The following is a 13,112-nucleotide window of genomic DNA, read 5'->3' as shown; positions in this document are numbered from 1 at the left end:
CTCAACATCAAAACCGGAACTCAATCCCCCTGAAACAATAGCTAAAAGCATCTTACCGCCAGCAAGTGATAATAAAAACAATTACCACTTGCGACCCCAATTTAAAAACAATAAAATAATGACGATTTGTATTTGAACCAAACTTAATAATGGCTACTATTAATTTTTCTCCAGTTACATTTTCTGCATTAAAGCAACAAAACTTATCACTATGTTCTGTTGCGATTTGCTTACTTGTTATTACAGTTCACGCTGCTGCTATTACCTTGCTGTGGTTAGAAACAGCGAATACTCGAGTGGTGTTAGAAAAGAATCCAAGCTCTATCAAAGGGAACTTAATCTACTTCCCTAGTAACACTAAGCAACCCACTAGAAATAACTTGTTTGATCAAAAAATACAGTCTGAACCAGCTAAAAAACCTGAACCTGCGGCAAAGCCTGAGCCTGTGGCAAAACCTGAACCTGTGGCAAAACCTGAACCTGTGGCAAAGCCTGAACCTGTGGCAAAGCCTGAACCTGTGGCAAAGCCTGAACCGGTAGCAAAGCCTGAACCGGTAGCAAAGCCTGAACCGGTAGCAAAGCCTGAACCGGTAGCAAAACCAAAGCCTGTAATTCAACCCAAGCCTACCCAAGCACCTAACGCCGAGCCTACAAACTCAAACACTCAACAATATGCTGATGACTATAATATCGAGCTACCTGCTGGTTTAGTTTTACCACACTTAAGTGATGCCAATGCCGTTAATAATCCAACTCCACGCTACCCTCGCTTATCTCGCAGAATGAAAGAGCAAGGAACGGTTTTACTAAAAATTTATATCAATGTAAGTGGCAAGGTAGAGCAAATACAGTTGCACCAATCCAGTGGGTTTTCTCGATTAGATCAATCAGCTAAAGCCACTGTTAAACATTGGCACTATCAACCAGCGAAACAAAATAATACGCCTATTGGCTATTGGTACATACAACCCGTGCATTTTGCACTTAACCAACCTTGATAAGGAGGATTTATGGAAGGTCCCTATGGTATTACAGCGCTTTGGGCACAAAGTGATGGCGTAATTAAAACTGTCGCTATATGCCTACTTTTAATGTCTGTTGCATCGTGGAGTGTCATTACAATAAAAGCGGTAAAGCTATTTCGATTACAGCGCTGTGCATTAAAAGTAAATGGATTTTGGCATTCTAAAGACATTCATGCTGAAATAAAACATCTCGACACACGCTCAGGACATCCGACCCCTTTTAGTCAGCTAGTAAATGAAGGACTCAATGCTAAAGCGCATTACCAGCAACATAAGAATGAACTGCACGGTGATTTAAATCTCACACACTGGCTGACAACATGCTTGCGTCATTCTATTGATGGCAGTAAAGCGGAGCTGCAGCGAGGTTTAGCCATATTAGCATCTGTTGGCGCAACCGCCCCATTTATTGGCTTATTAGGTACTGTATGGGGTATTTATCATGCCCTAATTAATATAGGCATCAGTGGTCAAGCTAGTATTGATAAAGTAGCGGGCCCTGTGGGCGAAGCGCTGATAATGACGGCTTTTGGCCTTGCTGTCGCGATCCCCGCGGTCTTAGGTTATAACGCACTAACTCGCGGAAATACACAAGTGATAGAGCGCCTCAATTTCTTAGCTCACGAAGTTCATGCTTACTTAGTGATTGGCTCTGCCCCCAGCAAAACTGCGCATCAACTAAAAGTTGTAGGAGAGTAGCTATGGCTTTTGGTCAACAAATAAATGATGAAGAACAAATGATGGCTGAAATCAATATGACTCCGTTTGTCGATGTAATGTTGGTGTTGCTTATTATTTTTATCATTGCGATGCCGGTGATCACTCAATCCATCACCGTGGAACTCCCAAAAGCACAAGTAACACAAAGTGAATTAACTGAACATGTAGAAAGTATAAGTTTGCAAGTTATGGCTAATGGTCAAATCAAATGGCAACAGCAAGATATTGATATTACTGCGCTTAAAGCTAACTTAGCAAACATAGCGCAGCAATCTCCTCAACCTAGCTTGCAATTGCAAGGAGCTGCACAAGTACCTTATGAAAAAGTAGTACAAGTGATGGCATTGGCGCAGAATTCTGGCGTGACCTCGTTAAATTTTGTTACTCAATTACCTTAGCAATTTTACTAATTTATGTAGCCTAAAACCAGTCATTATCTCTAAATTTAAAAACAACATTACGACATAACAAACTGATTTAAAAATCATTTCACACAAAAAATAAGGAGTTTATGTGAAACCTACTCGTCCCATCTTAGTATTCCCTAAGCCTCTATCAGCCATTACGCTTGCATTGATAGCCGTTAATTCTATTTCTATTAGTTACGCAAAAAGTAATCAGCCGAGTCAATTAAAAGCAGTCACTGTCAATGCTGATGCTGATCAAGAAACAGCAACGGGCCCTGTTGATGGTTTTATTGCTCGTAAGAGTGTCACTGCAACAAAAACAGATACGCCACTCATTGAAACACCACAATCTATTTCCATCGTCACAGCAGACAAAATAGAAGCAATTGGAGCAACGCGAGTAACAGAAGCCCTAGCTTACACAGCAGGTGTAAACACCTCTCCATGGGGAGATTTACCTCAATATGATTGGTTGTATATTCGTGGTTTCGATGCCTATGCACCTGGCTTTTATCAAGATGGATTACAGATCAGAAACAGTGGTAACTGGGGGATATGGCAAACAGAACCCTATGGAATGGAACGCATAGAAGTACTAAAAGGCCCTGCCTCTGTATTATATGGCCAAAATGGTCCTGGTGGCGTTGTCAATTTAGTGAGTAAAATGCCAACTCCATTTAGCCATAATGAATTACAAGTTAAGGTGGGGAATTATGAGTTAAAACAAATCGCTGTAGATATGTCTGGACCTTTAGATGATGATAGTGAATATTTATACCGGTTCACTGGTTTAACAAAAGATGCTGAACTCAGTACTGAATCACTAGAAAATGATCGTGACTATTTAGCGCTTTCATTAACTTGGCAACCAAGTACTCAAGGAAAAATCACCTTTTACTCGCAATATTACAACGTTGACGCTGGCGCCGCGTGGCATGCTTACCCACTAGAAGGCACATTATTACCTAATCCTAATGGTGATATCGCTATTTCTACTTTAATTGGTGAGCCCGATTTTAATCGCTATAAACAAGAGCAATGGGTGGTAGGCTATCAAGGTGAGTACCACTTCAATAATAATTGGCAACTTCAACAACACAGTCGCTATGCTAAGTTTAATGTTGATTATGGGGTAATCTGGGGTAAATGGGCGCAAAAAAATAGTGACCCACATTCAGCTGATAACTTTCGTTATTTAAAACGTACCCCTTTATCTAGCCAAGAAACGGTAACCGGCCTTGCAATTGATACTCGTTTAATAGGTAAAATCAATACAGGTAAACTACAACACACAATCCTACTTGGTATTGATTATCAGGACACTGAAATAGATGTAGCTGCTCGCTACGGCGGTGTATTAGATGACTTAGATATCTTTGCGCCGAACTATGGCTCTGAGGTCATTCAGCCAGAACCAAATATTGCCGGTATTTCAACGCTTGCACAGGTCGGTGTTTATCTACAAGATCAAATTAAATTTGATGATAAATGGATAATGACACTAGCTGGACGTTGGGATCGTGCCGAAATAAAAAATGAAACGCCCGATGGTATTATTGATCCTACCTCGCAGCGCACAGATACAGAGTTTACTGCACGTGCCGGCTTAGTTTACCTAGCCGACAACGGTTTAGCTCCGTATATCAGCTATTCAGAATCTTTTGCCCCAACCACTAATGTTGACCCTCAGCAAGGTAGGCCATTTTCACCTGAAACTGGCCGTCAATATGAAGTAGGTGTGCGCTACCAACCATTTGACACGGCAGCAAGCTATAGCATGGCAGCATTTGATATAGAGCGTAGTGATTTCACGCAGTGGGTATGGACAACAGAACCTGCAGGGTTCAAACAAACTGGCGCCATTGAAGTACGAGGGGTGGAGTTAGAAGCACTGGTGCAACCAACGAGCAGAACAAATATCACTGCGGCATACAGCTGGATACCTACAGCCGAAGTCACTGAAAGTGGTAATACAATTGAAATTGGTAAGCAAGATAAAGCTATTTCAGAGCATCAATTCAGTGTGTGGGGCGACTACCGTTTTGCCGATGTATTCACTGTTGGCTTAGGGGCACGTTACACCGGAAGTAATTATGGCACGGGAGAAAAAGCGCCAATTGCAGTCGACAGTTATACGTTACTGGATGCGATGCTAAGCTATGATTTAGCGCAATGGAAACTAGCTCTAAATGTACGTAACCTGACAGATAAAACAGTGATCACCACTTGCGGCAGCACTTCATGCTCCTATGGCGACCGTCGTAAGGTGGCACTCACCGCAACGTATCAATGGTAAAAACTAAGCAATAAGTAACCAATGTAAAAAGTGGCGCTTAGCTGCTTTTTACAACCCACTGGAACAACTCTATTAACTATCGTCTCGAGATGCTAATAAAAACAACGAAGAAACCGCTCACGTTAGATCCCCTACTACTCAATTTCCCACAAATCAGAAAACTTAATTACCACAAAAGTGACTTCTACTACTCACTATGTGTATTATGGGGAAGTATTTATTATCACCAATTTGCTAATGGCTATAGTAATTAGGAATAGATTGCAAAGGATCCCACCAGCACAATGAAAACCAGTAAGCTAAGTATAAGATTATTATGGTATATCACGCCGTTGGTGATTTTGCCTTTGCTGTTTTTAGGTGGTTTTACTCTCACCAACGTTACCAGTTCTACACAAAAACAAGCGGAACTTATAGTTAGTCGTTTTGTTGAGCAACAACAGCAAAAAATGTTTAACTACATTGATTCGTTCCACTCAACCACTAAATTACTGTCAACTTCCCCTGTACTCAGTGACTTTTTAGCCGATGACTTACGCGACAACGGTAACTACACCCGAAGACTGGGCGCGCTAATGGATGTATTTGCGAGTTACTCAGAGGCTTACCCTGATATCATTAGTGTGAATTTGATTTCACCCGATGGCCATAGCGATGCCTATTACTCCAGTAACTTAAATACCGCACCAACCAGCTACCCATTTTTTTCGCAAGTATTACAGAGTAACTTACGCCAGCAGCAATTTATGGTGCAAAAGCAAGATGGCACCACGAGCTTGTATTTTATTCAACGTATTTACAGTGCCGATTACTACCTAAAACGACCGCAACAGCTTGGCTTTATTGTAGTACACGTTGAACCATCCATTTTAAATACCAGCATTTTAGAAGCGCCTTATAACAACACGCTTAATTTACTGCTCACCAATAATGGCAAAATATTATTTAGCTCTGATTACGATAAACGCGGCCAATATATTAGTGAGTATGAACTAAAACAAATTCATGAACTCGCTGATTTGGGCAAGCTTTCAACCATAGAGCTATCCAGTATAGATAAAGTTGAACGGATGATTTACGCCATCCAAATGAGTGGCGGTTATTATTATGTCTCGACCATTCCTAAAGCGTTACTTTATCAATCTGGTAAAGCCATCAGTTTAATTACCGCGTTAATTGTAATTATTTCAGTGATCACCTTGCCGATGCTGATTTTTATTGTGGTGCGCAATTTATTACTTAATCCAATAGAATTACTTGGCGCCGCCAGTCATCGCGTTGGTGACGGTGACTTATCTGTGTACTTACCCGCCCATAATAACGATGAAGTAGGTGTATTATTTAACGATTTTAATCACATGGTAAACCAAATTCGTCATTACCAAGACGAACTTGAAGAATATAAACATCACCTTGAAGATAAAGTAGAAAGTCGTACAAAAGCACTTGAAACCATGAATAGCCAGCTAGAGGTTGCTATTGCTCAAGCAGAGCAAGCTAATCAATTAAAAAGCCGATTTTTAGCTAATATGAGTCATGAAATTCGTACCCCACTGACCGCTATTATGGGCTTTACTGAGCAACTATTGCACAGTAATAAAACCAGCGGCGATGCGTTGCACCTAAGTACTATATTGCGCAACTCGAAGCACCTACTTGAGCTCATAAATAATATTTTAGACTTATCAAAAATTGAAGCGGAAAAGCTCGCTGTCGAAAAAGAGCCGCTTGATATAGTGCAACTGGTGCATGATATTGATTCTATTATTCGTCCTTTAACACAAGAGAAAAAGCTCAGCTGTAATATTAATTTTCACTTACCACTGCCGCGGATCATTAATAGTGATGGCACGCGTTTAAAGCAAATTTTAATCAATATTGCCAGTAATGCAGTGAAGTTTACCGAACAAGGTTTGATCACCTTAGACATTACTTATAATAGTGATTCACAGCTTATTGAATTTGCCATTCAAGATAGTGGCATAGGTATGTCAGAGCGTGAGGTTGAACGGGTATTTAAGCCGTTTGAACAAGCTGATACCACCACCACTCGTCGCTTTGGCGGTACAGGATTAGGCTTATGTATTTCTAAAAACTTAGCCCAATTACTCGGCGGTGATGTGTATGTACAAAGTACTCCTGGCAAAGGTAGTTGTTTTCGTGTACAGATTGCCTGCAACTTAGTAACAGACAACGAACTATTACCTCTGATGCTCACAGAGCAAAGTCAATTAACACCAGAAAAAGACTTACAACTTTCATTTGCACAAAATAATTTCGATGCCAATATTTTAGTCGCAGAAGATAATCCTGATAATCAACTATTGCTCAAGTTACTCTTACAAACATGGGGGCTTGAGCCAGATATTGCCAACAACGGCGCTGAGGCTGTTGAAATGGCATTAGTGAATGACTACCAGTTGATTATCATGGATATGCAAATGCCAGTGATGGGAGGACTAGAAGCGACACAAATGCTGCGTCATGCAGCATATGATGGCCCAATCATTGCCCTCACCGCGAACGTAATGAAACATGACGTCAATACTTATCTGCACGCAGGTTGTGATGAGGCGCTAGCTAAACCTATCGACAAAGACGCTTTAGAAAGTGTATTGGTTACTTACTTAAATATTGAAAAAGACACGCAGAATAAATGGGAAAACTTACTCAATAGTGAAAAATTCCAGCAAATCAATAACGACTACCGTTCAAAGTTGCCTGATTATTTAATTCAAGTAACACAATTACACAATGCCAACGAGTGGGAGCAACTCAGAGCGCTTGCCCACAGCTTAAAAGGCAGTGCTGGTTGTTTTGGTTTTAGTAATATTCATCATGCTGCAGCGGCACTTGAGGATAATTTACGTGGACGCGACCAAAGCCGACGTGATTATTTAGCGCTAAGCTTAATTGAGTCGATTAAATACACCTTACAGCAACAGCCGTTAACCGAAGTATAAAATGTACTAGCCTACCTAAGTTAGCCAAATAGCAGCGTCATGCCCATAAGAATAGCATCTTCATGGCCATTTTTGGTTGGATCATCGCTTGGGTAATAGTTTTTACGTATCGACATCTCACTAAAGCCTGCTTGTTCATACAGCGCAATGGCGCGGGTGTTGGTTTCTCGCACTTCTAAAAACAAGTTTTCAGCATTATGCTGCTCACCGTAAGCTATAAAATTAGCAAGTAACTGCTTAGCAATGCCCTGCCCTTGGAATTGGGGTGCTACACAGATATCCATTAAGGTAAAATCAGGGCCTGCCTTTTCACCAATATAAAACCCTATCATTTGTTCTGCTTGAAATGCCGCTAAATTAAAATAGCGCCCAGCTAAACATGATTGCATAGTGCTGCGCGCCCATGGATGGCTATGGCATGCGTTCTCAATATGCATCAACGCATCTATCGATGCTTCAGTAACTGCTTTAAAGGTTATCAATATGTTTGCTCATCAGCGCCCAAAGTGCGCGTTTAGTATCAGCATTAAGCTGTTGAGTTGGTAAGCTCAGTTGACCATCATGCCATGCTAAAGTGTCGCCCTTTACTACATTACTAATATGCAGTGGCGTAATAGCGCGATTTAAATCAGCGAGTAATTGTGTACTTAGCTCAACGGGTATAAGTGGTGCTTCAGCTTTAGGCTCACACACGTCTTCAACAACGGGCTCAGAGCGAAAATGCGTATTTAGTTCAAGGTTTTCTATACCAAAAATAGCTGCGTATCGTGGATGCATAACAACTCAGTAGATTTAAACACTAGAACAATATAAGAAGTAATAAAAACGATGTAAAGAAGAAATGGCAGGGGCGGAGAGACTCGAACTCCCAACCATCGGTTTTGGAGACCGCTGTTCTACCAATTGGAACTACGCCCCTGCAATGACGACGAATTATAGAGACCTTTCGCTAAAGGTAAAGAAAAAAATTACTTTTTTGGTTTGTTTGCTTTTTAAATAAACAAAACGGCGAATTAGCATGCTAATTCGCCGTTTTATAATCAGTTAAAAAAACCGTTTATAGGTTATTCCCACTCAATCGTTGCAGGTGGTTTACCTGAAATATCGTAAACAACACGTGAGATACCGTCGATTTCATTAATGATACGGTTTGAAACCACACCTAAGAACTCATACGGTAAGTGCGACCAACGTGCAGTCATAAAGTCAATCGTTTCAACACAACGAAGGCTTACAACCCAATCGTACTTACGGGCATCGCCCATAACACCGACCGATTTAACCGGTAAGAATACCGTGAACGCTTGGCTCACTTTATGATAAAGCTCAGCTTTATGTAGTTCTTCAATGAAAATTGCATCAGCACGGCGTAGTAAATCACAGTACTCTTTTTTGATTTCGCCAAGTACACGCACGCCTAAACCAGGTCCTGGGAATGGGTGACGGTAAAGCATGTCGTATGGTAAACCTAGCTCTAAACCAATTTTACGTACTTCATCTTTAAATAATTCACGTAAAGGCTCAACTAAGCCCATCTTCATGTCATCTGGTAATCCACCTACATTGTGGTGAGATTTAATCACATGCGCTTTGCCTGTCGCTGATGCCGCTGATTCAATTACGTCTGGGTAGATAGTACCTTGACCTAACCACTTCGCATTTTTAAGCTTTTTAGCTTGCTCATCAAATACGTTGATAAAGGTGTGACCGATAGCTTTGCGCTTATCTTCTGGATCTGATTTACCAGCAAGATCAGCTAAAAATTGCTCTTCAGCATCGACTTTAACAATATTAAGGCCAAACTTGTTACCAAACATGTCCATCACTTGCTGACCTTCGTTTAAACGAAGTAAACCGTTATCAACAAATACACAAGTTAGACGCTCACCAATAGCACGGTGAATAAGCATAGCTACAACTGATGAATCAACACCACCTGATAAGCCTAAAATGACTTCGTCTTCACCTACAGTGTCTTTAATACGCTCAATCGCGTCATCAATGATTTTTGCAGGTGTCCATAACTTTTCACAACCACAAATATCAATTGCAAAACGCTCTAATAAGCGTTGACCTTGATGCGTGTGCGTTACTTCTGGGTGGAACTGTACGCCGTAAAAACGCTTTTCTTCGTTAGACATTGCCGCATGCGGGCAAGTAGACGTTTTAGCTGTGGTTTTAAACGTAGCTGGAATTTCCATTACTTTATCACCATGGCTCATCCATACATCAAGTACGCCATTGCCACCATCAGTAATATGATCTTCAATTGCATCAAATAATGCACAGTTGCCTACTTTTTCAACCTGCGCGTAACCAAACTCTTTTTTATCAGAGCTGTGAACGCTGCCGCCTAGTTGCGTTGCCATTGTTTGCATGCCGTAGCAAATACCAAGTACTGGTACGCCAGCATTAAATACATACTCAGGGGCACGTGGGCTGTTTTCTAAGGTTGTTGACTCTGGGCCACCAGATAGAATGATACCTTGTGGGTTGAACTCACGGATTTGTTCTTCCGTTACGTCCCATGCCCACAGCTCACAGTAAACACCAATTTCACGCACACGGCGGGCGATCAATTGCGTGTATTGCGAACCAAAGTCTAAAATAAGAATTCGTGAATCGTGAATGTCTTTGCTCATTGAGGATCTCGTTAGTCAAGAACTGGCACTCAGAGTATCTGAATGACTAAAAATAAATAAGGGCTAGCAAATGCTAGCCCAGTAATTTCAATACGTTATATTGATTAACCTAAACGGTAGTTAGGTGCTTCTTTAGTGATTTGTACATCGTGAACATGTGATTCACCCATACCAGCTGAAGTAACACGAACAAACTGAGGTTTGGTGTTTAATTCTTCAATCGTTGCACAACCAGTTAAGCCCATTGCGCTGCGTAGGCCGCCCACTTGTTGGTGAATGATAGTCGCGATTGGGCCTTTATAAGCCACACGACCTTCAATACCTTCTGGTACAAGTTTGTCTGCTTGGTTAGATTTTTGGAAGTAACGATCTGATGAACCTTCTTTTTGGTTCATCGCACCAAGGCTCCCCATACCACGGTATGATTTGTAGTAACGACCTTGATAAAGCTCAACTTCACCCGGCGCTTCTTCAGTACCTGCTAGCATTGAACCAACCATTACGCATGATGCACCAGCAACCAATGCTTTTACGATATCACCCGAGAAACGAATACCACCGTCGGCGATAACTGGAATGTCACGGCCTTTTAAGCCTTCAACAGCATCAGAAATAGCTGTAATTTGCGGTACGCCGCAACCAGTAACAATACGCGTAGTGCAGATTGAACCAGGACCGATACCTACTTTAACGGCATCAACACCGGCATCAGCAAGAGCAATCGCACCTTCAGCAGTTGCAACGTTACCCGCTACAATTTGTAAATCTGGGTATGCTTGGCGAGTTGCTGCAACACGGTCAATAACACCTTGTGAATGACCATGTGAAGTATCAATAAGTAACACATCAACGCCCGCTTCAACAAGTGCAGCGATACGTTCATCAGTACCTGGACCGACACCCACTGCCGCACCTACACGTAGACGACCTTGGTCATCTTTACAGGCGTGAGGTTTGTCTTGTGCTTTTTGGTAATCTTTTACCGTGATCATGCCTTTTAATTTAAATGCATCATCAACTACAAGAATTTTTTCAATGCGATGTTCGTGCATTAAGCCTAAGATTTCTTCACGTGCAGCACCTTCTTTCACAGTGACTAACTTTTCTTTTTTAGTCATGACTGTTGAAACAGGTTGCTCAAGTTTAGTTTCGAAACGCATATCACGGCTGGTAACAATACCAACCAGACCATTATCAGCATCCGTTACCGGAAAACCTGAAAAGCCTTTTTCTTCAGACAACGCAACCGCATCCGCAATAGTTAAATCCGCTGTCACAGTGACAGGAAAAGACACAATACCGGCTTCGTACGTTTTAACTTTACGTACGTTTTTAGCTTGTTCTTCAATTGTCATGTTTTTGTGGATAAAACCTAAACCGCCTTCTTGCGCTAGCGCAATCGCTAAGCGTGCTTCGGTTACAGTATCCATAGATGCTGAAACTAACGGCAAGTTAAGTTTGATACCACGCGTTAAGCGAGTTGAAATGTTTGCCGTGTGTGGCAAAACAGTAGAATGACCTGGTACTAAAAGTACGTCATCAAAGGTAAGAGCTTCTTTAGCAATTCTAAGCATTTTGGCAACTTCTCACATGTGGATCTTGTATAAGGAATTGCGGCCAAATTTTATCAGCGTTATCGACATGAGTAAATAAGATTTCACAATTATTTATGATAAAATACCACCATCATCGCTTTTTAGAGTCGTTTTATGGCCATAACATCCCAGCAGCAAACGGTTTATACCGTTTCTAGACTAAACAGAGAAATTAGATCTGTGCTTGAGCAAGGATTCGCATCGTTAATTTTAACCGGTGAGATCTCAAACTTCATAACCCCTGCGTCTGGGCATTGGTATTTTACGCTTAAAGATGATCGCGCCCAAGTAAAAGCGGCGATGTGGCGTGGTAACAATCGCGGCCAGCGTTATCGCCCTGAAAACGGCGCGCAAGTCACTGTCCGTGCACGAGTATCCTTGTATGAACCACGCGGCGATTATCAATTAATTGTCGAGCACATGGAAGCGGCCGGTGAAGGCCAATTAAAACAAGAGTTTGATGAACTGAAAATGCGCTTAGCAAGTGAAGGCTTGTTTAGTTCAGCCTATAAACAGCCATTACCGAGTGTAGTTCATCGTGTTGGGGTTATTACCTCTGCAACAGGCGCTGCTATTAAAGACATTTTAACGGTACTTAAACGCCGTGCACCACAACTAGAAGTGGTGATCTACCCTGCCATGGTGCAAGGTAAAGAGGCGCATTTGCAGTTAATTGATAAAATTAACCTCGCCAACGCTCGCAATGAAGTTGATGTGCTCATTTTAGGCCGTGGCGGTGGCTCTTTGGAAGATTTATGGTGCTTTAACCACGAACTACTGGCGCGAGCAATTTATGCCAGCAGACTCCCTATCATTAGTGCCGTCGGGCATGAAATTGATACCACCATTAGTGACTATGTGGCCGATATCCGCGCCGCCACACCATCCGCGGCCGCAGAGCTTGTTAGCCCTAATAGCAGTGAACTTTATAACCAAATTCAACAACAATTGCAGCGTTTAGCAAACGCGTTTAAACATCAGCTATCTGCCAAGCAAAGTACAGCCACCGCACTTGAACACCGGTTAACATTATGCCACCCGCGCAATCAATTAAATCAACAAGCACAGCGTTTAGATGAGCTATTTTTAGCACTGCAACAAGCAATGCAACAACGTATTTACCAGCATGAACGCCGCTTAAGTAATTTAGTGCCGCGTTTAATGCAGCGCTCACCGGATCGCATGCTTGCACAGGCGGGCCATCAGTTACAACAATTGCAAGCACGCTTACAGCAAAGTATGCAGCAACAACTACGTAGCAGCCAAAATACACTGGCTCTTCAAGCGAGTCGCTTAGAGTCGGTGAGTCCTCTCAATGTGCTGGCACGCGGCTATAGTATTACTAAAAACGAGCAAGGGCAGGTAATAAAATCAACGCAGCAAGTGAATCAAGGCGACTTACTGCTCACAGAATTAGCGGATGGGGTCATTCAATCGGTCGTTAGTTAACTATTTTGCAGCAGA

General features: G+C 41.9%; 10 protein-coding genes and 1 tRNA gene. 6 read left to right on the top strand and 5 right to left on the bottom strand.

Annotated features, from left to right (window positions below; translation table 11 throughout):
• Positions 1–149 precede the first annotated feature (149 nt).
• The 5 genes from PHAL_RS24705 to PHAL_RS0111945 all read left to right on the top strand — a co-directional run bounded on the left by PHAL_RS24705 (position 150) and on the right by PHAL_RS0111945 (position 7,411).
• The gene (locus tag PHAL_RS24705) at positions 150–998 is read left to right on the top strand and encodes an energy transducer TonB (RefSeq protein ID WP_016708649.1); all 849 of its coding nucleotides are present in this window, start codon (positions 150–152) and stop codon (positions 996–998) included.
• Between the two features lie 12 nt (positions 999–1,010).
• The gene (locus PHAL_RS24645; protein WP_016708648.1) at positions 1,011–1,724 is read left to right on the top strand and encodes a MotA/TolQ/ExbB proton channel family protein; all 714 of its coding nucleotides are present in this window, start codon (positions 1,011–1,013) and stop codon (positions 1,722–1,724) included.
• Between the two features lie 2 nt (positions 1,725–1,726).
• Positions 1,727–2,143 carry an ExbD/TolR family protein gene (locus tag PHAL_RS0111955; RefSeq protein ID WP_016708647.1) on the top strand — a complete coding sequence of 139 codons (417 nt, stop codon included), beginning with the start codon at positions 1,727–1,729 and terminating at the stop codon, positions 2,141–2,143.
• Positions 2,144–2,258: 115 nt separating this feature from the next.
• Positions 2,259–4,448, top strand: coding sequence for a TonB-dependent siderophore receptor (locus PHAL_RS0111950; RefSeq protein WP_016708646.1), 2,190 nt, complete (start codon positions 2,259–2,261; stop codon positions 4,446–4,448).
• A 284-nt stretch (positions 4,449–4,732) separates the two neighbouring features.
• Positions 4,733–7,411, top strand: coding sequence for an ATP-binding protein (locus PHAL_RS0111945; protein WP_016708645.1), 2,679 nt, complete (start codon positions 4,733–4,735; stop codon positions 7,409–7,411).
• Between the two features lie 20 nt (positions 7,412–7,431).
• Here PHAL_RS0111945 and rimI read toward each other — a convergent pair whose 3' ends face one another.
• From rimI to guaB, 5 genes are all read right to left on the bottom strand, one after another.
• On the bottom strand, positions 7,432–7,893 hold the full coding sequence (gene rimI, locus PHAL_RS0111940) for a ribosomal protein S18-alanine N-acetyltransferase (RefSeq protein ID WP_016708644.1): 462 nt from the start codon (positions 7,891–7,893) through the stop codon (positions 7,432–7,434).
• Positions 7,880–8,188: a hypothetical protein gene (locus PHAL_RS0111935; protein ID WP_016708643.1), complete on the bottom strand. Its 309-nt coding sequence runs from the start codon at positions 8,186–8,188 to the stop codon at positions 7,880–7,882. Before PHAL_RS0111935 ends, rimI begins: the two co-directional genes overlap by 14 nt.
• Before the next feature lie 65 nt (positions 8,189–8,253).
• Positions 8,254–8,330 (bottom strand) — tRNA-Trp (locus PHAL_RS0111930).
• Between the two features lie 145 nt (positions 8,331–8,475).
• Positions 8,476–10,053: a glutamine-hydrolyzing GMP synthase gene (gene guaA, locus PHAL_RS0111925; protein WP_016708642.1), complete on the bottom strand. Its 1,578-nt coding sequence runs from the start codon at positions 10,051–10,053 to the stop codon at positions 8,476–8,478.
• Between the two features lie 104 nt (positions 10,054–10,157).
• Positions 10,158–11,627 carry an IMP dehydrogenase gene (gene guaB / locus PHAL_RS0111920; RefSeq protein WP_016708641.1) on the bottom strand — a complete coding sequence of 490 codons (1,470 nt, stop codon included), beginning with the start codon at positions 11,625–11,627 and terminating at the stop codon, positions 10,158–10,160.
• 135 nt (positions 11,628–11,762) lie between these two features.
• Between guaB and xseA the strand changes: the two genes are divergently transcribed.
• Positions 11,763–13,097 (top strand): exodeoxyribonuclease VII large subunit, encoded by a 1,335-nt coding sequence (xseA, locus tag PHAL_RS0111915; protein WP_016708640.1) that lies wholly within the window; start codon positions 11,763–11,765, stop codon positions 13,095–13,097.
• Positions 13,098–13,112 lie beyond the last annotated feature (15 nt).

The sequence above is a fragment of the Pseudoalteromonas haloplanktis ATCC 14393 genome, assembly GCF_000238355.1.
GTDB classification, from domain to species: domain Bacteria; phylum Pseudomonadota; class Gammaproteobacteria; order Enterobacterales; family Alteromonadaceae; genus Pseudoalteromonas; species Pseudoalteromonas haloplanktis.
The sequence above is the reverse complement of the archived record's forward strand: the minus strand, read 5'-3'. Positions and strand labels throughout refer to the sequence as shown.

What these genes read in the sequence shown, in the direction of transcription:
- PHAL_RS24705 (WP_016708649.1), top strand. Translation starts at nt 150, where the DNA reads ATGGCTACTATTAATTTTTCTCCAGTTACATTTTCTGCATTAAAGCAA.
- PHAL_RS24645 (WP_016708648.1), top strand. Translation starts at nt 1,011, where the DNA reads ATGGAAGGTCCCTATGGTATTACAGCGCTTTGGGCACAAAGTGATGGC.
- PHAL_RS0111955 (WP_016708647.1), top strand. Translation starts at nt 1,727, where the DNA reads ATGGCTTTTGGTCAACAAATAAATGATGAAGAACAAATGATGGCTGAA.
- PHAL_RS0111945 (WP_016708645.1), top strand. Translation starts at nt 4,733, where the DNA reads ATGAAAACCAGTAAGCTAAGTATAAGATTATTATGGTATATCACGCCG.
- PHAL_RS0111935 (WP_016708643.1), bottom strand. Translation starts at nt 8,188, where the DNA reads ATGCATCCACGATACGCAGCTATTTTTGGTATAGAAAACCTTGAACTA.
- guaA (WP_016708642.1), bottom strand. Translation starts at nt 10,053, where the DNA reads ATGAGCAAAGACATTCACGATTCACGAATTCTTATTTTAGACTTTGGT.
- guaB (WP_016708641.1), bottom strand. Translation starts at nt 11,627, where the DNA reads ATGCTTAGAATTGCTAAAGAAGCTCTTACCTTTGATGACGTACTTTTA.
- xseA (WP_016708640.1), top strand. Translation starts at nt 11,763, where the DNA reads ATGGCCATAACATCCCAGCAGCAAACGGTTTATACCGTTTCTAGACTA.